The following is a 21,704-nucleotide window of genomic DNA, read 5'->3' as shown; positions in this document are numbered from 1 at the left end:
AGAAGTAGATCGTTCTGTGATAGAATTTCCTGTTCCATTCGCTTTGAAACATGTTTTATTTACGAGGCTTGCGACCGGCAAGCCCGCTCTCTAATGCGTAGCGAGTGAGCTGCACCCGGTTCTCCAGTTGTAGCTTCTGCAGAATGTTCTTCAGATGGTTCTTGACGGTCTGATCCGAGATGCCGAGCTGTTCGGCAATTTCACGATTGGTGTACCCGGCAGATACCCATTGCAGAATCTCCAATTCACGGGCGGTTAGCGGATTCTCCTGTACATCCTCACTGCGAGGAACGGGGAACTCCTGTAATATTCGGTACGCTAGCTCCTTGCTCAGCGGTGCATCGTCGCTAACAATGGCGCGAAGGTATTCCAGCCAAGTGGAAGGAGATAAATTTTTGCGTAGATAACCTTGAGCCCCTTGTTTCAGTGCTTCAAAGAGATAAGTGACATCATCCGATACGGTGACCATTACGATCATGACGTATGGGAAACGGAGTTTAATCTGCTTTGTTGCTTCGAGTCCATCCATATCGGGCATCTGCACATCCATCAGAATCAGGTCGGGCATCCAGTGCTCGGTTAACTCAATCGCTTCCTGCCCATTTTTGGCTGTACCAATGACTTCAAACAGGCTATCTTCGGATAAAATGGTGCATATCGCCTCACGCGCATGTGCGTGATCGTCCACGACCAGTACACGTACCAGTTCCATCAAGTCTGCCCCTTTCCAATGATTATTTGTGTATTACCTGATGCCGAATCAAGCTGGAATGTCCATCCCATCTGCTCAGCCCGTTCCTTGGTGATTCGTAAACCGTACCGATCTTTGAGTAGCATAGGGTCTTCGTGAATTCCAATACCATTGTCACGGATGTGAACAGACCAGTTAGAGGCATTGCCTTGCGTGTAAACTTCCACTTTGGTAGCATGGGCATGTTTGCGCACGTTAAGCAGTGCTTCGCGAATGCAAGCAAGCAGTTCTACCTGCTCTTTGGCCGAGAAGGAAACTTCGGTCAGATTCCATTCTACATCTGCCTCCGGAACGGTATCATTCACGATGGATTCGACCTGAGCCTGCAAAGCAACGGCTTCGGGATCAGCAACAGGCGAAGGTACATAACGCAACTGGGCAATGGCTTGCCTCACATATGTATTGACTTCGTGCACGGTCTTTTGAATCTCGCGCAGCTCCTGCTCATGGCTGGTGCCTGCAAGACTGCGTCCTGCTTTGTCAGTCTTTACCGAGAGCAGGAATAGCGATTGTGAAATGCCGTCATGCAGTTCCCGGGCAAGCTGGTCACGCGCTTCGAGCGCCGTTTTGGAAGCTCGCTCTTGTTCGAGGGCAGCTCGGGCCCCTTCTAACATCAGGAACAAACGGCTTAGCAGTGTCACACTGACAAGATAAACGATCACAGGTGTCAACCAGTTTCCGGCATCCATCGATAGATATGGCATCAGAAACTGATGGCGAATATATTCCCACAGTCCCACGGTGATGGTGGGAATCAGCAGGATCATCCATTTAATCTGTTTGTAGGACATATATGCATAACTCCTTCTAAGTAAAAATGGTCTTAATAAGTTGATCCATTTATTTACACTTTAACGGAGAGGACAGAAAAAACCTGAAAAAACGAAGTGCTTGCCTGAAAGCTTTCTGTAAGAAAGCTGCATCGGAAGCATATGCTTATCACCGGATTTTCCCCTTTTAGAAAAGGGAATCAACAAAATCCGGGGATAACAGCGATTGAAAGGTTCTTCTGTCATCGAAGTGTGTCGTGTAAAATTCTTCCTTAAAATTATTAATGGAATGAGGGTAATGGGATCATTATAACGCAACCTTGTCCAAGACCCTAGTCCGGGCTGTTCACAGGAAATCGGGGAGCATCATGGAGTATTTAGAAGGATATCTAAGAACACGGAGGGGTGAAATGCTGTCATCCTAGGTGAGGGTTGATGTGCTCTGCTCAGGAGGGCTCTGCCCGTTTTCGCTATGAGGGAAGGTCCTCTATACTTATATAGAACGCAAAATCATTACAAAACATGTTAAGGAGTGACGCAGCAACATGAGTCAAGAAGTATTGGAACGTCGCAGTGAATTGCTCAAGAAGAACATTCACCAGATGCTTGTTCAAGACAATCAGCACGGGATCAGTCGCCAAGACAACATGTTTTTGCAACAGATGATCAAAGAGTTACATCAGACCTCGCATGAACTGAATACGATGAGTAACGAAGAGTCTTCACAAGACTGAACAGGCCCTGATGCATCCGATGGATCAAATCACACTTCACATCACGATGAAAAATGAAAATGGCGCTATCCCTCCCGGGGATAGCGCTTTGGCTTTTATTCACCATTTCAGACTATTGCAATAGTTGATGAGCCGCTCTTTTTTCGATATACCGAATGAACAACTCCGCCAGTTCCGGATCAAATTGCGTACCTGAACATGCCCGCAACTCCTCTATGGCCTCATCCACGTTTTTGGTTTTCTGATAGGGTCGCTCGGTGGTCATGGCATCAAAGGAATCGATCACGGTCAGCATCCGGCACAGCTTCGGAATTTCATGACCCTTCAGCCCGTAAGGATAGCCATTCCCGTCATAGCGCTCATGATGCAATTCAATATACGGAATCAGATCGGCGAAGCGATCGTTCGTCATCACCATTTTTTTGCCCCAAGTCACATGACCTTTGATGGTATCCCATTCCTCGCATGTTAGCTTTTCTCTTTTGTTCAATATAGACCAGGGGATCTCCAGCTTGCCAATATCGTGAATCAGCGCCCCAAGCACGAAACGCCGCTTTTCTGCATTGTCCAGTTTGAGTACTTCGCTAATATCGAGCGCATATTTATAGACCCGTTTGGAATGTTTGAACGTATCCATATCCTTGTATTGAAACAGATTCAGCTGCTGCTCAATGTCGCGGACGTCTTGAACTAGATCAATCTCGTGCTCCATACCGTCATTGCTGCCATAGCGATGTACGTTGTTTTTGCCTTGCTTTTTGGCATAGTAAAGCGCCTTGTCCGCCTGATCCACCAGTTGAGACTTGTTATACATATCCACTTGGTATGCAGCAATTCCGGCAGAGAATGAGAGACAGCCATGGGGTAATACCTCTACGCCTTCAAAAGGGGTATCATTCAGCTGTTTGCGTAACTTATTCATAAATCTGTAAGACTCATCGAGTTCCATGCCTGGCATGAGCAACGTGAATTCTTCTCCACCATATCGAAAAGCGGTAACGGATGTGCCTTCGGTCTTGCGAATGAGAAAATCCCCAAGCAACGCCAGCAGGCTATCGCCTTGAAGGTGACCAAACTGATCATTATATTTTTTGAAATCATCAATATCAAGCAACCCCAGACAGAGGGGCGTTCCTTGCGTACGAGCTTTATTGAGCTCCGTTTCCAGCATGTTCTCGAAATAGCTGTGGTTGAACAAGCCCGTACGCTGATCCGAGTTTGCCTTTTCTTCAATGGACTGGTACATAATGAACAGTTGCTTGAACGCATGAGATAACAAGATACTGAGACTGAGATATAAAAATAGACCAAGCACACCGTTATGTACAACCAGAATGGTGAGCACAAGCGCCAAAATAAGTGTGCAGAGGTAGACCAGGAGGGATTCGGTTACGAATGCCCGTTTCATCTGCTGTAATGCATCTTTGGTTGAGAAATGAAAGAACAATCCCAGCGTAATGGTATTAATAATAAAATAGGCAGCCAGAGCAGCAACATATGGAATCAGGTTGTAACTATCAATGGCTCCGACCTGACCACCTGTCCATTCGAATACAGTGGCGGCTCCGGTGATCATGAGACTATAAATACTGAAATTGACAACATGTTTCCACCAGGCAAGCTTGCGGTCTTTAATTAATAAAATGATAGAAATCGGCAACAACACCGAGAGGCTGAATGCCCCGCCAAACATAAATATGCATGCCAGATACACAGAGGAATCCATCGATTGCTGGTTACCCTTCGGGGGAATCTGGAATGTAAAATAGTCGAGGATGAGCGCGGCTCCCAGCATGGTATAAACCATAACCCAGTCGGTTGTCGTCAGATGTACATAAGACCACTGGTTCATATAGATAAAAACGCCAATCCCGGTGCAGCTAAGCAATAAAACATACATCATGCTCCGATCTGCTTTGCGGATAAGGTTACGAATAAAGTTCATAGAAAATCTCCTGCTTGGATTTAGTCAACTCGTGATGTTAGGTATAAACGAACGATGCAGTATCACGACCTTTTTTGGAGATAACAGACTCCTGCTCGATGCATTTATATTGGTTATTCTTGTATAGGCATATACTATATATTTTTTTAACATAACAAGATCGCTTCCAAAAATCCAGCAAGAAAAAAACAGGCCGCTCGCAGCCTGTTTGTCTGGTGTGGCAGCAGAACCTAACCGCCAAGCTTGTATCCCGAAGTAAGTGCTACAACGACAGACGCTACGATGATGGCGTTGATGACAATGCGGGAATATTTGATACCTTCGAATTTCTTCATGGAAAAGACCTCCCTTCCTTGGAGTCTGGTCCGATGCTCACCAATTCTCATTGAGTCTGGTATGTTTCTGCGGACGATACGTCTTCTTTGCCTCGATCCACCATCATGTACTGGATAAACAGGAATATGCCAACATTCATCACGACATCACCAATGCTGATGACCTGTGTTCGGGGGTAAGGACTCGATAGCGGGATGATGTCGCCAAGAAAGGCAAGATGGGTTGATGCATCCATCATATAATGCTTGGATACGGCGCTACCTTCCCTTAGCAGATCGACATAATAAGGACCGAGCACAGCAGAAGCTTCCACGGAAACGGGCATGCGGCCACCGTTAAGAGCCATCACGATGAAGTTGAGAAACACCCCGATCCAGATCAGCGTGAACCCCCGATGATGTCTGTTGAGCCATAAGAAGATAAGGCCTGTGATATAAACAGCGGCAAACAGATAACCATTAATGGATGCTACCCAGCTCAACCGCTCCTGCATATAGAAAATGCCAAACTGGAAGAGTAACAGTAGCGGAAAGATCCATCCGCCGCGTAGCTGGAGTCTTGCAAACTGATTGAGTCCATAACGGACTCCACCCCTGAACAGACCAACAATCAAGCCGATCAGAATACCGTCGTATACCATGATTAACCCCTGTTCTTGCGAATATGCGAAACAATAATTGCGTGTTTGTGTACATAAGAAATTCGACCTGATATTGGCAATTCCTGCATGGTCAAAATGATTTTTAAGAAGAATTTTGTAAATGCATATAGAAAAGCCGTCTTCCCGAAAAATAGAGGTCGAAACCTGAATCCGAATCGGTGAAGACGGCTTTATATTTTGCTAAAAAATGATCATTTCAGTCAAGTGGTTATCTATACGATATTTACTCGGAACCGCCATTCAAGTAATTAAAGAAAGGTTGATCCACCCAGAAGTTGTATGAGGTGATATTTGCTTCAGGAGCCAGTTTTCGGAATCCTTCCTGAATCGCCTTGGCATTTTCTTTCAGTGAGAAAGATTGGGCATAATAATGACCAAGCGTAATTTTGTTGTTCGTAATCACTGGGAAGTTAGCCAGTGCGGTTGGTGAATAATATAGCGGCTGCCACCAGGAGTTGATAATCAGTGGAGATTGGCTGGTGCTGTTCTTTTTGGCGAATTTCAGAACGATATCGTTGAAACGGGTTTTGTCCGCTGTGTTGTTAAATTCAAACTGAATGTCATATTCCTTCGCATAAGCGATGTAATTGCCATTTTCAATTTGTGTAACTTTGTAGTCTGGTGTTTCCTTCGGCTCGCCCCACTCTTTCAAATAGATAAAAGCAGATGTCTTTGGCTGGAATTGTACATCGGCATCAATGCCTTCGCTGCGAAGCAGGCCAATCAGCTGTACTGCATGATTAATGCTGTCATGACCATAAGTTAACGTCAGTTCATCGATAAAATTGGAATCAAAACGGCTGTCTTTCAGGTTGTAACCTGTAACGAGATCTTCCCGCAATGCCTGATCAACAATCTTTCTCAGCTCAGGAGCTTCAATCAAGTCGGCTGTACGGTATGCAGCATAAAGCTTGGAGTAGATATCTGCATCATTGGAACGTCCAATTTCATTTTTATATTTACCTTGGCTAATCAGCACACGTCCGAGCAGAATGTTCGCTGCATCCTTGCTCGCTACGCCGCCCTTAACAAGAGCAGGGTAGAGGCTCTCGGGAACCAGTCCTGTATCAATGGCCGCAGCCAGTTCTTGCCCTGCTTGTCCTTGCAAACGATCAGACTTGATGCCTGCTTTGGCAAGTGCTTTAGCTGTTTTGTCGGCAGGATAGGTGTAAGCGAGTTCTTTGAATCCAGCTGCCTTGACGGCGAGGAATACCGCTGTGTAAATGCTTAGTTGATCCTTGGCATGTACCTCCGTTGCTGTTAACACACCGTTGTTGAACAGCGCAACAGCTGCCTCGTAGGCATCATCACCCGATTTCAGATCGCTGAAGGCTGGTGCCTTTGCGGAATCCGTACTTGTAGAGGCTGCAGAACTTGCTTCTGTGATGGTTGCAATGGCTTTGATAAAATCACCCTTGGACGCTTGTTGCGGCAATTGGATACCGTACTTGGCTTGCAGGAATTGAGCGAAATCTGCTGCACTTTCTGTGTAGACAGCGGGTGCTTTTACTGCAGGGGTGTTCACATGTAGCGTTTTAGGTGCAACTGGCGTTGCGGATGCCGCAGAAGCAGAAGTGGGCAGACTGAGAGTGCCGAGGGTTACCGGAGCGGCGAGCAGGGCTGCCAGCGTAATCTGGGTGATCTTTTTCAAATGAAAAGCCTCCTTAAAATAGGTTGAAAATGATAGGTGAATGCAATATAATCCTGACAAATCCTATCAGAATAGAATAATTGGATTGACTTTAGCACGGAGTCGCGCCAAATGTCAACGAAAAAAAGCCAGTCATAATGCGGCTTCCAGAGTCTGGAAGATACTGTTTTTGCGATGATCTTCCATATGAGTGTATACGCTGAAAGTTTTATTGACAAGGATCGACATTATCCGATAGGATAATAAAAAAGATTATTGAAAAGGGGAATTTTCAAAATGAAAAGAGGTTTATCGTTCGTCTTATCAATTGTTATGATCGCTATTTTGCTGGCTGCTTGTGGAAAATCAGCTACTAAAGACGAACAATCCGCTCAAGGCGGCGATTCTGGAAAATCCCTGCGGATGGCATTAGTACTTCCTGAAAAAATAGGGGTCAACCCTTTCTTTGTACAAATGGATGAAGGCTTCAAAAAAGCAGGTAAAGAGTTCAAGGTGGATACCAAAACGATTGAATCAACAGACCCTGCAGCATTCGAGCAAAACCTGCGTGCAGCTGTTGCCGAGAATTATGATCTGATTATTACAGCAACGTTCCAGGCAGAAGATGCACTCAAAAAGGTTGCTGCCGAGAATCCAAACAAGTCGTTTGCGATTGTAGACACAGCGATTGATCTGCCTAACGTTCGTAGCGTTGGTTTCCGTGAATATGAAGGAGCGTACCTTCTGGGTGCGGCTGCCGGACTTTCCACGAAAACGGATAAAGTGGGTATGGTCGCTGCAATGGACATTCCTTTGATTAAGAAATATACAGAAGGATTCAAAGCAGGTCTGGAGTCCGTTAATCCAAAAGCAGAATTCCTGGTGAACTATGTTGGTGGTTTCAATGACCCGGCTAAAGCGAAAGAATTGGCACTGGTGCAATTCGGCAAAGGTGCTGACTTCATCGCAGGTGCATCTGCTGTAGGTGACCTTGGTGTGTTCGAAGCGGCGAAAGAAAAAGGCTTCTACACTTCTGGACAAGATACAGACCGTACAGTAGAAGATCCGGAGCATATCGTACTTTCCCAGTTGAAATCTACGGATACCGTTGCTTATGAGACCGTGAAAGATTTTGCAGAAGGTACATTCAAAGCAGGCGCAGTCAACTACGGTTTGAAAGAAGACGGCGTGGGTCTGACATACGTTACGCGTGACAGTGAGTCTCCACTGAATGCATTTGTTGGTCAAGAAGTTATCGACAAAGTAAAAGCAATCAAAGATGACATCGTATCCGGTAAAATTGTAGTTAAAGATCCATTGCAACAATAGTAAGGATAGAAATCACTTCCTATATCTGATCTGAAATATTTCATATGAAGAATGAGCAATGAACTGATGGATGTGTAATCAATCTAGTTAGCCGGCTGCCCAACCAGGCAGCCGGTTTTGCTACTGTTTACAGTGACCTTATATGTTGAACGTAACGTTTACACGATAACGGAGAGGACAGAAGAAACCTGAGAAGCGGAGCTAAAAGCTTTCTGCAAGAAAGCTGCATCGGAAGCATAGGCTTCGCCTTTATCCCCGGATTTTCTCCTTATAAAAGGGAGTTCAAAAAAATCCGGGATAACAGCGATCGAAAGGTTGTTCTGTCATCGGAGTGGCAAGTGTAATCAATTATAGCTTGACTTACATCAATCGAGAGGAGCGAACGCAAGATATGCTGTTGGAGATGGAGCAAATTACGAAGAAATACGGTAGCTTCACGGCGAACAAGGATATCCATTTTAATCTGCGCGAGGGGGAGATTCATGCTCTTGTCGGGGAGAATGGAGCAGGGAAAACGACGCTAATGCGTATGCTGTACGGGATGGAGCAACCGACAACAGGCACGATTAAAGTCCGTGGGCGCGAGGTAAGCTTTGCAACACCATCTCAGGCTATGGCGAGCGGGATCGGCATGGTGCACCAGCATTTCATGCTGTTTCCATCCTTTACGGTAGCGGAGAATATTGTCATTGGACGTGAACCTGCGGCGGCAGGGGTATTTGATCGAAAAAAAGCGGCAGCCCAGGTCGATGAATTGGGCAGACAATACGGCATGCCGGTTGACCCGTGGAAAAGAGTTGGCGAATGTCCCCTGGGTATGCAACAACGTGTAGAAATTCTCAAAGTGTTACATCAGGGAGCAGACATCATTATATTGGATGAACCTTCGGCGGTGCTCACTCCGCTTGAAGTGAAAGAACTGCTGGCGAATATGAAATCACTCGCGAAGCTGGGCAAAACCTTCGTCATCATCACACACAAGTTGCAAGAGGTCATGGATGTTGCGGATCGAATCACCGTACTTCGAGATGGACAAGTCACAGGTACATTAGAAGCGAAGGATACTGATGTAGAGGAGTTGTCACGCCTGATGGTGGGGCGTGAACTGGTGCGAATGGACAAACCCGCATCTGTTCCGGGTGAAGCTGTGCTTCAGGTGGAGGCTGTTCAACTATCGGGAGCCAAAGACCGCTCTGCACTTAAAGATATTCATATGAAGGTTCGCAAAGGCGAAGTAGTGGGGATCGCGGGCATCTCCGGTAACGGTCAATCCGAATTGATTCAGGTGATTGCCGGGTTGCGAAAGCCGGAGGGAGGCCGAGTGCTTTTATCCGGGCAGGACACGACGAACTGGCCGGTACGCCGCATTCGGGAGCATGGACTGGCGCATATTCCGGAAGACCGCTACATGTGGGGAGCGGCGAAGGATGCCAGCGTGAAGGAGAACGGACTGATGGGGCACCATCACCGCCTGCAGAAGCGTGGCATGATCAAAGCCAGAGCAGCCAAAGCGATGGTGGAGAGCTGGATCAAGCAGTTTAACATCAAGACAGGATCGGCGGAAACAAAAGCCCAATTTCTATCGGGCGGTAACTTGCAGAAGCTGATTGCTGCACGTGAGTTTGCACAGGATACACCGTTTCTGATTGCAGCAGAGCCTACACGCGGAGTCGATATCGGTGCAATGGAAACTATCCACGCAGAATTACTGCGTAAACGCAATGAGGGAGCGGGTATCTTGCTGATCTCGTCCGAGTTGTCGGAAATTTTGCAATTATCCGATCGCATTATTGTCATGTACGAAGGAGAGATTGCCGGAGAACTTGCGGCAGCGGAAGCGACAGAAGAACAGATCAGTTTGTTGATGGCAGGAGGGAAAGAGCGGGTATGAATCGGGTAAAAGAAACACTTCGCGGACTTGTACAGCCGCTGCTTGCCGTATTGATCGGCTTGCTCGCCGGTGCGATTGCCATTCTGGTCGTTGGCGGCAATGTCGTAGATACGTATGCCGAGATGTGGAAGGGTGCCTTCGGTAACTTCTACTTCTTCACCAATACATTGGCGCGTGCAACGCCGATTATCTTGGCGGGGCTTGGCGTAGCACTGGCATTCCGTGCCGGATTTTTCAATATGGGTGCGGAAGGTCAGATGATTCTGGGCGGACTCAGTGCGGCGCTCACGGCGCTTTATCTGCCAGGGCCGGGCTGGTTCGTATGTATTGCAGCCATTCTGGCGGGAATTATTGCCGGCGGGGCGTGGTCCCTTTTTGCAGGCTGGCTGGATGCACGCTTTGGCATGAACCTTTTGATTACAACATTATTGCTTAACTATATTGCGACGTATTTTGGCGGATATATGGTTTCGTATCCATTTAAAGATAAGACAGGTTCTGCAGCGATGGCGCAGACACCAATGATTGATCAGAGCGTGTGGCTACCGAAGCTGTTTCAGGGCATGGGACTGCACGCAGGCTTCATTATAGCGATTGTAGGGGCGATGCTGATCTACTGGTTTACGCACAAAACGGTGACGGGTTATGAAATTCGTATGCTGGGCAGCAATCCGTCGTTTGCGGCATATGGCGGTGTACGTCGTATCCGTATGATGATGCTGTCCATGGTCATTAGTGGTGGACTTGCAGGTCTTGCGGGTGCTGGCGAAGTTCTAGGTACACAGTATCGTTTCCTGGATGGCTCGTTATCCTCGGCAAGTTATGCGTGGAGCGGTATCATGGCTACATTGCTGGCGCGCTCGCATCCACTGGGTACAGCTGTAGCGGCTATTCTGCTCGCGGCATTACAGACAGGGGCGATGGGCATGGAGCGGAATACGGATGTGCCTCTGGAAGTTGGTAGCGTAATTCAGGCTGTCTTGACACTGTTTGTCTCGGCACAGATCGGTTATTCCTTCCTGAAGCGGAGAAAGGAGAAAAAGTCCAATGCAACAACTGTTTGATGCAGCCATGTTTGGCTCAACCTTGCGGATTATGACGCCGATTCTGCTCGCAGCACTTGGCGGGGCTTTATGTTCGCGCGTCGGTCTGTTTAACGTGGGCTTGGAAGGACTGGTGCTGATCGGGGCATTCTCCGCGATTGTGGGCAACTACCTGTTCGGCAATGTACTCTTGGCAGTGCTGTTTTCGATTATTATCGTGATGCTGTTCTCGGCGCTCTTTGCGTTTATAAGTATTAATCTCAAGGCTAACGCCATCGTCGTCGGTATATCGTTGAACTTTCTGGCGGCGGGACTCACGACCTTTGCCTTGCGGGCGATCTTTGACGTAAAAGGTGCATACTACGATAAAAATATGGTGGGCCTCCCGAAATTGGACATTCCGCTGATCAAGGATATTCCTTGGGTGGGAACGGTGTTATCTGGTCATAGTCCACTCGTATATCTAGGCATTATTGTTGTTATTGCTTTACAGTTCTATCTATTTAAAAGTGTATCGGGCTTCCGTCTGCGTTCCGTGGGTGAGAATCCGATTGCTGCCCAGAGCATCGGCATCAAGGTACGCGCTATTCAGTATGGTGCTGTACTGATGTGCGGTGTACTGTGTGCTCTGGCTGGAGCGCAGCTGTCGCTTGGTCAGGTGACGATGTTCACCGAAGGCATGACCGCAGGTCGCGGCTTCATCGCTTTGGTTGCCACGATGCTGGGGCAAGCCAACCCGCTTGGGGTCATGGGGTCTAGCGTGCTCTTTGGATTCATGGAAGCACTCAGTATTCGTCTGCAAGGCTTCTCTCTGCCCACCCATTTCACCATGATGTTGCCGTATATTGTAACACTGGTGGCAATGTTCTTTTTCAAAGACCGGACGTATGCGCAGGATGCATTGAAAGCGGGCGGAAGCTCGCGTTAATCGTAGCAAGGGAGGAATCAGGACGTGCATAACAAAGCTGAGCGTTTGAAAAAAACCAAAACGCCACCACCGAAAGCTGGCGCCGATTACGGAGATCGGTTGCCGCCCGGTCAGGTGCTGACGGAAAAATTCCCGATTTTGCATGAAGGGGAAGTGCCGGAGTATGACCTTTCCGCTTGGGACTTGAAGGTTTTTGGTGAAGTCGAAGAAGAGAAGGTGTTCTCTCTGGCTGAGCTTCAGGCGATGCCGCAGGTGAACATGGTTAGTGACATTCACTGCGTTACCCGCTGGTCGAAGTTTGATACACCGTGGGAGGGTATCCGCTTCTCGGAATTCATGAAGCTGCTCGGGGTTAAACCAGAAGCGAAGTACGTCATGATTCATGCGGACCACGATTACGAGACCAATGTGCCACTCGAAGAGCTGATGCATGATGATGTATTGCTTGCTTTCAAATATAACGGCGAGCCACTCACACCGAAGCATGGTTTCCCACTGCGACTGGTTGTGCCACAGCTGTATTTCTGGAAAAGTGCAAAGTGGGTGCGTGGGCTGGAGTTCATGACAGAGGATCGTAACGGCTTCTGGGAAAGCAATGGCTTCCACCATTTTGCCGATCCGTTCAAGGAACAGCGTTTCTCGGGTGAGGATCTGCCGATTCCTGAGGATGAGTGGACGAAGAAGGAGTTTGATTAAACATGTTGATGCCAATATTGCAAATTCATTCGGAAGATATGCCAGCCTATGCCATCGTGTGCGGTGATCCGGCTCGTGCGGAGAAAATTTCCCGAAAGTTGGAGAATGTCAGAGAGCTGGCGTTCAGCCGCGAATATCGTACATTTGTAGGAGAGTATGAAGGGGTTCAGATGGCAGTGGCCAGTCATGGCGTAGGTTCACCGGGCGCAGCTGTTTGCTTCGAGGAACTGATTCGTGCAGGGGTGAAAACCCTGATTCGCGTAGGTACGGCAGGCTCATATACAGCCGATTATCCGGCAGGAAGCGTTATTGTCAGCACAGCGGCTGTACGCTCCGATGGACTTACACGTCAGCTCGTACCAGACGGTTTTCCGGCCGTGGCCGATATTGATGTGACCAGCGCATTGGTCGCAGCTGCACGTGAGACGGGCAGTGGTACAGACGAGGCGGTAAGTGCTGTGACTGGAGCAGACGAAGGATCAGCATCATTCACAAGTGCAGGAGCTGCCAAAGTTGGCGTGGGGATCACGGTAACACTGGATGCGTTCTTTACAGGGGTAGAGGAGATTCCACACCGTAAATACAAACAGGCTGGAGCGCTTGCCGCCGAGATGGAGATCGCTGCGCTATACATTGTCAGCACGCTGCGCGGTGCGCGGGCTGGAGCCATCGTAGCGATTGACGGCTTCGCAGACAGTGATCTTGCGGCTGAGTATGATCCGCATACCGATGCGGTGGCTAAGGCTGTGGAGCACGAGATCACTGCGGCGCTACGTGCACTTGCGGCACTTGCTCGCCAAGATCAGGTAACGAACTAGCTTAGACATGGTGTAAATGTCCACCGAGAGTGGACATATTCGTAAGACGTCCTTCTACGGTCATGAATATGGCCGGGGGCGTCTTTTTTTACATAGAAGAATTATTCTATCACCGGAGTGTAGCTTATAAGAACTTTAGTTCAGCTGTCGTAGCTCAGAATGATTTTGAAATCATTGGGTAATTATATACAGGAACAGAATCCAACATGAGATTGCAAAAGGAGGACTTACACGATGACACAGAACAATCAACCTCAGGATGAAGCCAAACTCCGCAATAAACTGGACGAAGACGGCGACTCCTTAATGGAGAAAAAGAAGATATTAAATGGCGTGGATATTGAGCCACAGGCGGATGATTGGGCAGCTAAGCCGTCACCTGTAGCTTACAACGAAGAAATCAATACCTCTTCCCAAAAATAGGATGAATCGACAGAGCAGGTACCTTAGGGTATCTGCTTTTTCGTCCTTGTATAATATTACAAATACATAATAAGGAAAGGTGGAGGGAACCAATATGAAGAATACCATACAGATCCGAAAAGCACAGCTTGCTGACTATCCGGGTGTATCCACGTTATTAGATCAATTACACGAGTTACACGTACAGGCAAGACCGGATATTTACAAATCTTTGCACCCAAGGCTTGGGGAAAAGGAATATGCCGATTGGCTTGCCATAGATGACCGTTACCTCTATGTAGCCGATCATATTGAGAACGGAAAGATTGTCGGCTTCAGCAGTGCACAACTGAGCATCATTCAGGATCATTCGCTTTTTGTGGATCGCAGGATGCTATACATCCACGAAATCGTGGTGGACGCAAGTCACCAAGGACACGGAACAGGCAAACGGCTAATGCAGGCCATGCTGGATCTGGGGAGAGAGCTTCAGGCAGACCACTTGGAATTAACGGTTTCTACATTCAACTCGCATGCACAGGTTTTTTATGAACAGATGGGGTTAAGGGTGCGTAGTAGCAGAATGGAGTTCCCATTGTAATTGTAAGTCGAGTAGTGGAATAAGTCTGAGCATAGAACTACATACACAAAATGTTCGATAATAAATAGAAATAATCCCTTGCATACCCCATGGGGGTATGTTAATCTGGATGAAGAACGAAAGAAAAGGGGTGTTATGATGGAACATCAAAGCCATCCCGAAGAGTCTGTACACACTGCGGAACAGCAGTCCGAGCAACAAGCGGATTCATGCCATGCTGGGAATTTAGACAAGGACGGCAAACCTGTCCGCAAAAGCCACCATTCGCAGGAGATGAAGGGCAATCTCATCTCCAGGTTGAATCGGGTGGAGGGCCAGATTCGCGGCATCAAAGGGCTGATTGATAAGGACACATACTGTGATGATGTGTTAACCCAGATCGCTGCAGCGCAGTCAGCGCTCAATTCGGTAGGCAAGCTTTTGCTGGAAGGGCATATGAAGAGCTGTATTGTGGAACGTATTCAGGCGGGTGAACACGAAGTCGTGGATGAATTACTGGTTACCGTTAGAAAACTGATGAAGTAAGTGCAGATGATAAACTATGTATTTTGAACTAATCATTTACACAGAAAGTGAGGGGACAGAATTAACCTGAAAAAGCGGAGCTAAAAGCTTTCTGAAAGAAAGCTAGCATCGGAAGCATACGCTCCGCCTTTATCACCGGATTTTCCCCCTAAAAAAGGGATCAGAAGAAATCTGGGGATAACAGCTACTCTCCAGGTTGCTCTGTCATCGGAGTGCCCATGTAAATAATCTTCAGTTCAATTTATATAGTCAATACGAACACACTCAATCAAGGAGGAATGGAACATGTCTAATGTTACGTTGAATGTCAAAGGAATGTCTTGCAATCATTGTGTAAAGTCCGTTGAAGAAGCGGTGAAAAGTGCGGGAGCAAGTGGTCAGGTAGATCTGGCAGCCGGAACGGTAGCTGTAGAATATAATGAGCAGGCTGTTACCGTGGATCAGATCAAAGCTGCAATTGAAGATCAAGGATACGACGTTGTTTAATTGATTCGAGAGAAGTTCATTAACGAAAGATGGCAGTATAGGCTTAGACCTCTTGTTCCTCAGTTGGAATTGATTGCACAAGGGACGGTTTAAGCCTGGTTTTCTGCCTTAAATATACCCCTATAGGGTATATGGCTTGTTTGAAAGGAGCTGACATGATGACAACGAGCGCATCTGAAAATATAGAACCCGCACCAACGCCTGCACCAACGGAGAACCTTGGTCTGAAGACAACCCTGCATATCACGGGTATGACCTGTGCCGCATGTTCTACACGTGTGGAGAAGGGGTTATCCCGCATGGAAGGTGTACATCAGGCTAATGTGAACCTTGCCATTGAACAGGCAACCATCTCGTATGATCCCAAAACGACCAGTGTGGACGCATTACGGGACAAAGTCGCGGCACTTGGCTACGGTACGGTGACGGAATCCGTCGATCTGGATATTACGGGAATGACCTGCGCAGCCTGTTCTGCACGTATTGAGAAAGGGCTGTCGCGGTTGCCCGGTGTCACCCAAGCTAACGTTAACCTGGCACTGGAGACAGGGCATATTGAATATGCAGCGGGTACTCTCAAACCGTCCGATATTACAGCCAAAATCAAACAGCTAGGCTATGGCGCCGCATTGCAATTAACGCAGGAGGAATCGACCTCTGTTCGGGAACGGGAGCTACAGCGTAAGAAATGGAAATGGATGATCTCCGCACTTTTGTCCATTCCGTTATTGTGGGCAATGGTTGCCCACTTCTCCTTTACGTCGGGCATTTATGTACCTGAGCTGTTTTTGAACCCATGGTTCCAGCTGTTACTGGCGACACCCGTCCAATTCGTGATTGGATGGCAGTTCTATGTAGGTGCATATAAGGCTCTTCGCAATGGTAGTGCTAACATGGACGTACTTGTGGCACTCGGAACAAGCGCCGCCTTTTTTTATAGCCTTTACCTGACGCTCACGAGCGGGTACTTACCTGATGCCAGTATGGGTCAGAGTATGGACCATGGAGCAATGGCAACGGATGTAGGCACTGCTGCAGGAGCTGCCGCGATGCCGATGGTGGAGCTGTACTATGAGACAAGTGCAATTCTGATTACGTTGATTTTACTTGGAAAATGGTTCGAGGCTGTGGCGAAAGGGCGTTCTTCACAGGCGATCAAAAGCTTGATCGAACTCGCTCCACGTGAAGCACGGGTTATCCGTGACGGACAGGAAGTTCTGATCCCGGCTTCCTATGTCGCCGTCGGTGATCTGGTTCTGGTGAAGCCTGGGGACAGCATTCCGGTGGACGGTATCGTAGAAGAGGGTCAATCCTCAGTCGATGAGTCCATGCTGAGTGGAGAAAGTCTACCTGTAGATAAAAAGCCTGGCGACCCCGTCACGGGTGCAACGCTGAACAAAAACGGCGTTCTCCGCATTCAGGCGACCCGAGTTGGCTCAGATACGGCTCTATCGCAAATTATTAAAGTGGTCGAACAGGCACAGGGATCAAAAGCACCTATTCAGCGGATTGCCGATGTAATCTCGGGTATTTTTGTACCGATTGTAGTGGGGATTGCAATACTAACCTTTTTGATCTGGTATCTGTTTGCAAGTCCGGGGGACTTCGCCGGATCATTGGAAAAAGCGATAGCTGTGCTCGTTATCGCCTGTCCATGTGCGCTCGGGCTGGCGACACCGACCTCTGTCATGGCTGGTTCAGGTCGTGCGGCGGAATATGGCATTCTGTTTAAAGGCGGTGAACATCTGGAGTCTGCTCAGCAGATTCAGACGGTTGTGCTCGACAAAACAGGGACCGTTACCCAGGGCAAGCCTGTATTAACTGATGTTATTGCAGCACCCGGCTGGACAGAATCAGAGTTACTTAGACGTGTTGGAGCGGCAGAGCAAAGCTCGGAGCACCCGTTAGCTGAGGCGATTGTGAACGGCATTCGGGAGAAGGGTCTGCTTTTGGAATCAGCTGCATCGTTTGAGAACATCCCTGGTTATGGTGTCCGTGCAACGGTATCTGCTGAAGAGATTCTCGTGGGAACACGCCGCTTGCTGGCAGATGCGAACGTAGAGGTACCGGAGGAAGGCATACAGCAGATGAGCGCTTTGGAGGAACAGGGCCGTACGGCTATGCTGGTTGCTTCTCAAGGCCAGTGGGCGGGCATCATTGCGGTGGCGGATACGATCAAGGATACTTCTCGGGAGGCCATTGGACGGCTTCAATCTATGGGAATCGATGTCATTATGATTACGGGGGACAATGAACGAACAGCTCGTGCGGTAGCAGCGCAAGCGGGCATCCAGAACGTTTTGGCAGAAGTTCTCCCGGAAGGCAAGGCATCGGAAGTGAAAAAATTGCAAGAGAGTGGCCGAAAGGTAGCCATGGTTGGAGATGGCATCAACGATGCCCCGGCACTGGCTACAGCCGATATCGGCATGGCGATTGGAACCGGAACCGACGTAGCGATGGAAGCGGCGGATATTACATTGATGCGTGGTGACTTGAACAGCATTGCAGATGCAATCGAGATGAGCCGCCGCACGATGGGCAATATCAAGCAGAACCTGTTCTGGGCTCTTGGCTACAATGTGATTGGCATACCGATTGCGGCCGCGGGATTTCTGGCTCCGTGGCTGGCAGGGGCTGCAATGGCATTCAGCTCGGTGTCGGTTGTGCTGAACGCCCTGCGTCTGCAACGGATGAAACTTGCTCGAACGAAGTCATAAGATAAGAGATTAACATACGGGTAAGAAGAGCTATGTAATAGATCAATGACTGATCCTTTAAATGCGCGGCTCGCCCCACGGCGAACCGCGTATTTTTTTACGCAAAAAGCAGTCATAAGCCAACCAAGATTGACATTTATGAAAATAAATCCAGCTTCATTCATGAAAATACGGACAACTTTTCTGAATGTTACGAAAGTATATTGACAAGATAGACATATGCCTTTAAAATTTAAACGATTGTTTGATTCAAACGAATGTTTAAATCAAATTAGAACTATTTTAAAAATGGAGGAACATAATTATATGCTGCAAGCTCTACGTACCCTATTTAAAAAACCGCCAGTAATTATAGGCATTGTTACTGCACTGATGTTTCAGGTTATCTTTAGCGTGATCTGGATGACTGCATATTCCGGTGTGAACGATCGGACGAATGAATTAACGGTAGCCATTGTGAATGAAGATGGTGAACTATCCAAAGCTGTTGCGGATCGGTTGGCAGAGACATTGCCTTTCCACACCGTGGCCAATCTGAGTGCTGCTGAAGCACTCGATCAATTGAACCATCATCAAGTGCACATGGTGCTGGACATTCCGGCAGGATTTAATGAATCCCTTCAAACGGCTGGCGCCACGGCCGAGATCAAATATACGATCAATGAAGCCAATCCGGTAACGATTAAAAGTATGATGCAAGGTGTGTCACAGAGCGTGACCAACACCATTAACAAACAAGCTTCCGCGCAAGGTGTGCAAACTGTACTTACCGCTTCGGGTGCTTCTGCCGATCAAGCTGCTCAGGCTGCTACGAACCTGACCAACCGGGTGGAAGGCAAGACGACATCGATTAATCCGGTGAACGGCATGAACAACCAGATGGTACCGATGATGATGGTGCTTGCTTCTTATGTAGGCGCCATGATTATGGGTATGAATCTTCAAGTAGCTATGGGCATGTTGTCTTCGATGTATTCTCGCATGACATTGTTCGGTGCCCGGGTCGTCATTAATGTAGGTTCTGCACTGGTTGTTTCCTTGCTTGGATCTTCTCTGATCGTGGCATTGGGAGGACAGATTGCACAAGGATTTGTGGCCTTCTGGTTGTTCCAGGCACTCTTCCTGTGTACGTTCATGTTTTTCTCCCAGTTCTTCCTGATTTGCTTTGGACCAGCAGGAAGTGTGTTTAACATCATCTCGTTATCCCTGCAACTGGTGTCATCCGGTGCGATGGTGCCGCGTGAATTGTTGAACAGCTTCTACAGCGGAATCGGTCACTACTTGCCTGCAACCTACGCGGTTCAGGGGATTCTAAGCGTGCAACTGGGTGGCCCCGGCGTACAATCTGCCGCAGGTTCCATCGTTGTTGTGTTGCTGATTGCTGTTGCGCTGTCGCTTGTTGTGACGCTACTCAAAAAAGGACGCAAACCCGCCGGCATGCCAAGTCCGGCTCCAGCAAACAGCTAATATACGCAGGCGTTATGAAGCTGTATCGTTTGCATCAAGCACCCCGGTGATTTTCATCGGGGTGCTTGGTGTAATATAATAGATGGATGAAGTGAGGGCTGCAGTCCGGTTAAATACTGTAGCGACTGACATGAACGGACAAGAGGAGAGAAACAAATGACGGAACCGGAATTGGATATCAAAACAAGGATATTGCTTGCAGCGAAGAAACTTTTTGCATTACAAGGGTATGACGGGACGAGTGTTCGTCAAATCTGTGATGAGGCGGGGGCGAATGTATCCCTGGTGTCTTATCATTTTGGCGGTAAAGAGAAGGTGTTCGATGCACTATTTGAGCACTTTTTCCCTGAACATATTCTGAGTAAGTTAGCTGCAGAATCGATGTCCCCTGTTGAAGGTATCCGCCGAATTGTTGGTGAAGTCGTGAGGTTTACGATGACGGATCGCGAGATGAGTGACATTGTACAGTTGGAGATTACCCTGCGTACGCATCGGACTGCAACGGTGTTTCAATATCTGGACCCGGTCTGGAATAAAGTGAGAGAGTATCTGCAGCAAGGTAAGGATGAGGGACTGTTCAAGATTGAATCTTCATCCTATGCCATGCTTCAGGTTATGGGCGTAGCACTTGCGCATAAGCGGGCCAAGCACTCGCGTTTTGGTTTTGATTATCAGGATATGAATACAGAGGAACTTGCCGAAGAGACGGTAGAGTTCGTACTTCGAGGATTAGGAGTGAACAGCCATGAATGAAACGATTGAACTGATGATGAGACACCGCTCTGTACGTAAATTCAAGCCAGATCCCGTTAGCGAGGAGCAACTCGCAGCTATTGTTGCGGCGGGACAGATGGCATCCTCTTCAAGCAATGTACAGGCTTACTCGGTGATCGCTGTGACAGATCAAGAGCAGAAAGCCAAACTGGCTGAGCTTGCCGGGGGTCAGGCTTATGTCAATGAATGTCCGGTCTTTCTCGTATGGTGTGCTGACCTATATCGATTGAAGGATGCAGCAGCGCGTCATCTTCCGGAGAAGGAGTCTTATGCGGACTCCACCGAAAACTTTATGGTAGCTACGATTGATGCTGCCCTTGCTTCTCAGAATGCTGCTCTTGCAGCCGAATCGCTCGGTTTCGGCATTGTATATATCGGCGGAATCCGCACTCGTATTGAAGAAGTAGCTACATTGCTCCAATTACCGAATGGCGTTTATCCAGTATACGGGATGTGTGTCGGAGTTGCAGATCAGGAAACGGGCATCCGTCCACGCCTTCCACTGAAGGCAGTATTACATCATAATCACTACCAGCCTGCTCAGACCCTGGAAGGTGTTCAAGAATATGATGTGACCACGACGGAATACTTGAAAGAACGTACCCATGGTGAGCGCGCAACCCCGTGGTCTGAACTCATGGCGAAACGTCTTACCGAGCCAGCACGTTTGCAGGTGAGAGCATTCCTTGAACGCAGAGGGTTCTTGAAGCGGTAATCATTCTGAGTATTTAGTGGAACCGCAAAGAAGGGAAGGAGGAAGGCTGATTGAATTTTAAAAGGTCTTTTGTAATTTTCCTGTCTGCAGCTACGTTGATTGTTCTTCTATCGGTATCTGTTTTTGGAGAGAAGTCTGAGTCTAAAGATTCTAATGTTGCTCAAAAAAATCAGGGTGTATATCAAGTTAACCAGTCCGGACAAACCTACGGGAAATTTGTAGATCCATCAGTGGCACCTGATTTAATCTCCGCAATAGGTATTGACGGCAAAAACGGCTATGTACTCTCATCCGATCTCATTGGTTCTGATCCTGCAACACCTGAGGAGGCAGTGAAACATCAGATGGAAAAAGAAAAAAGTAATCAACGAATCCCCCTGTATGACAAAGAGGGCAAAACAGTTATTGGTCAATTTGAGATGACACCAACTGAATACAGACGAATGGCAAAGTATAAATAAAAAAACAGCGAACACGCCTCTATT

The 21,704-nt window shown here is 47.9% G+C and carries 21 protein-coding genes; 16 read left to right on the top strand and 5 right to left on the bottom strand.

Annotated features, from left to right (window positions below):
* Positions 1-55 precede the first annotated feature (55 nt).
* Both FS818_RS20275 and FS818_RS20270 read right to left on the bottom strand, forming a co-directional pair.
* A complete protein-coding gene (locus tag FS818_RS20275) occupies positions 56-712 on the bottom strand; it encodes a response regulator (protein WP_145334120.1) in 657 nt (218 codons plus the stop codon).
* Positions 712-1,542, bottom strand: a complete 831-nt coding sequence (locus tag FS818_RS20270; RefSeq protein WP_145334119.1) for a sensor histidine kinase — start codon at positions 1,540-1,542, stop codon at positions 712-714. Before FS818_RS20270 ends, FS818_RS20275 begins: the two co-directional genes overlap by 1 nt.
* Positions 1,543-2,066: 524 nt before the next feature.
* On the opposite strand from FS818_RS20270, the gene FS818_RS20265 reads away from it, so the two are divergent.
* Positions 2,067-2,255 (top strand): hypothetical protein, encoded by a 189-nt coding sequence (locus FS818_RS20265; RefSeq protein ID WP_090918827.1) that lies wholly within the window; start codon positions 2,067-2,069, stop codon positions 2,253-2,255.
* 112 nt (positions 2,256-2,367) lie between these two features.
* Here the strand turns inward: FS818_RS20265 and FS818_RS20260 are convergent, their stop codons facing one another.
* The 3 genes from FS818_RS20260 to FS818_RS20250 all read right to left on the bottom strand — a co-directional run bounded on the left by FS818_RS20260 (position 2,368) and on the right by FS818_RS20250 (position 6,848).
* Positions 2,368-4,200 carry a bifunctional diguanylate cyclase/phosphohydrolase gene (locus FS818_RS20260; protein ID WP_145334118.1) on the bottom strand — a complete coding sequence of 611 codons (1,833 nt, stop codon included), beginning with the start codon at positions 4,198-4,200 and terminating at the stop codon, positions 2,368-2,370.
* Positions 4,201-4,582: 382 nt separating this feature from the next.
* On the bottom strand, positions 4,583-5,176 hold the full coding sequence (locus tag FS818_RS20255) for a DUF5317 domain-containing protein (protein WP_145334117.1): 594 nt from the start codon (positions 5,174-5,176) through the stop codon (positions 4,583-4,585).
* 244 nt (positions 5,177-5,420) lie between these two features.
* Positions 5,421-6,848, bottom strand: coding sequence for a hypothetical protein (locus FS818_RS20250; protein WP_145334116.1), 1,428 nt, complete (start codon positions 6,846-6,848; stop codon positions 5,421-5,423).
* Positions 6,849-7,124: 276 nt separating this feature from the next.
* Here FS818_RS20250 and FS818_RS20245 point away from each other — a divergent pair, with 276 nt between their 5' ends.
* From FS818_RS20245 to FS818_RS20175, 15 genes are all read left to right on the top strand, one after another.
* Complete coding sequence (locus FS818_RS20245; RefSeq protein WP_145334115.1) at positions 7,125-8,156, top strand: BMP family lipoprotein; 1,032 nt, start codon at positions 7,125-7,127, stop codon at positions 8,154-8,156.
* A 391-nt stretch (positions 8,157-8,547) separates the two neighbouring features.
* Positions 8,548-10,047: an ABC transporter ATP-binding protein gene (locus FS818_RS20240; RefSeq protein WP_145334276.1), complete on the top strand. Its 1,500-nt coding sequence runs from the start codon at positions 8,548-8,550 to the stop codon at positions 10,045-10,047.
* The gene (locus tag FS818_RS20235) at positions 10,044-11,111 is read left to right on the top strand and encodes an ABC transporter permease (protein WP_145334114.1); all 1,068 of its coding nucleotides are present in this window, start codon (positions 10,044-10,046) and stop codon (positions 11,109-11,111) included. The genes FS818_RS20240 and FS818_RS20235 overlap by 4 nt, the downstream gene beginning before the upstream one ends.
* Positions 11,095-12,018, top strand: a complete 924-nt coding sequence (locus FS818_RS20230) for an ABC transporter permease (RefSeq protein WP_145334112.1) — start codon at positions 11,095-11,097, stop codon at positions 12,016-12,018. The genes FS818_RS20235 and FS818_RS20230 overlap by 17 nt, the downstream gene beginning before the upstream one ends.
* A gap of 24 nt (positions 12,019-12,042) precedes the next feature.
* On the top strand, positions 12,043-12,714 hold the full coding sequence (locus FS818_RS20225) for a sulfite oxidase-like oxidoreductase (protein WP_145334110.1): 672 nt from the start codon (positions 12,043-12,045) through the stop codon (positions 12,712-12,714).
* A gap of 2 nt (positions 12,715-12,716) precedes the next feature.
* Positions 12,717-13,532 (top strand): nucleoside phosphorylase, encoded by an 816-nt coding sequence (locus FS818_RS20220; RefSeq protein WP_145334108.1) that lies wholly within the window; start codon positions 12,717-12,719, stop codon positions 13,530-13,532.
* A 234-nt stretch (positions 13,533-13,766) separates the two neighbouring features.
* Positions 13,767-13,955, top strand: coding sequence for a hypothetical protein (locus FS818_RS20215; RefSeq protein WP_145334106.1), 189 nt, complete (start codon positions 13,767-13,769; stop codon positions 13,953-13,955).
* Between the two features lie 94 nt (positions 13,956-14,049).
* Positions 14,050-14,535, top strand: a complete 486-nt coding sequence (locus FS818_RS20210) for a GNAT family N-acetyltransferase (RefSeq protein WP_145334104.1) — start codon at positions 14,050-14,052, stop codon at positions 14,533-14,535.
* 138 nt (positions 14,536-14,673) lie between these two features.
* Positions 14,674-15,060: a metal-sensitive transcriptional regulator gene (locus tag FS818_RS20205; RefSeq protein ID WP_145334102.1), complete on the top strand. Its 387-nt coding sequence runs from the start codon at positions 14,674-14,676 to the stop codon at positions 15,058-15,060.
* Between the two features lie 285 nt (positions 15,061-15,345).
* Entirely contained in the window at positions 15,346-15,546 is a 201-nt protein-coding gene (locus tag FS818_RS20200; protein WP_145334101.1) for a copper ion binding protein, read from the top strand.
* Between the two features lie 158 nt (positions 15,547-15,704).
* The gene (locus FS818_RS20195) at positions 15,705-18,263 is read left to right on the top strand and encodes a heavy metal translocating P-type ATPase (RefSeq protein ID WP_260989924.1); all 2,559 of its coding nucleotides are present in this window, start codon (positions 15,705-15,707) and stop codon (positions 18,261-18,263) included.
* Positions 18,264-18,569: 306 nt separating this feature from the next.
* Complete coding sequence (locus FS818_RS20190; RefSeq protein ID WP_145334099.1) at positions 18,570-19,730, top strand: YhgE/Pip domain-containing protein; 1,161 nt, start codon at positions 18,570-18,572, stop codon at positions 19,728-19,730.
* Positions 19,731-19,886: 156 nt separating this feature from the next.
* A complete protein-coding gene (locus FS818_RS20185; protein ID WP_145334097.1) occupies positions 19,887-20,483 on the top strand; it encodes a TetR family transcriptional regulator in 597 nt (198 codons plus the stop codon).
* Complete coding sequence (gene nfsA, locus FS818_RS20180) at positions 20,476-21,219, top strand: oxygen-insensitive NADPH nitroreductase (RefSeq protein ID WP_145334095.1); 744 nt, start codon at positions 20,476-20,478, stop codon at positions 21,217-21,219. The genes FS818_RS20185 and nfsA overlap by 8 nt, the downstream gene beginning before the upstream one ends.
* A 50-nt stretch (positions 21,220-21,269) precedes the next feature.
* A complete protein-coding gene (locus FS818_RS20175) occupies positions 21,270-21,680 on the top strand; it encodes a hypothetical protein (protein WP_145334093.1) in 411 nt (136 codons plus the stop codon).
* Positions 21,681-21,704 lie beyond the last annotated feature (24 nt).

Origin of the sequence: Paenibacillus xylanexedens (assembly GCF_007680605.1) — a bacterium.
Classification (GTDB): domain Bacteria; phylum Bacillota; class Bacilli; order Paenibacillales; family Paenibacillaceae; genus Paenibacillus; species Paenibacillus xylanexedens_B.
Note: the sequence above shows the minus strand (reverse complement) of the source record. Positions and strands in the feature narration are given on the sequence as shown.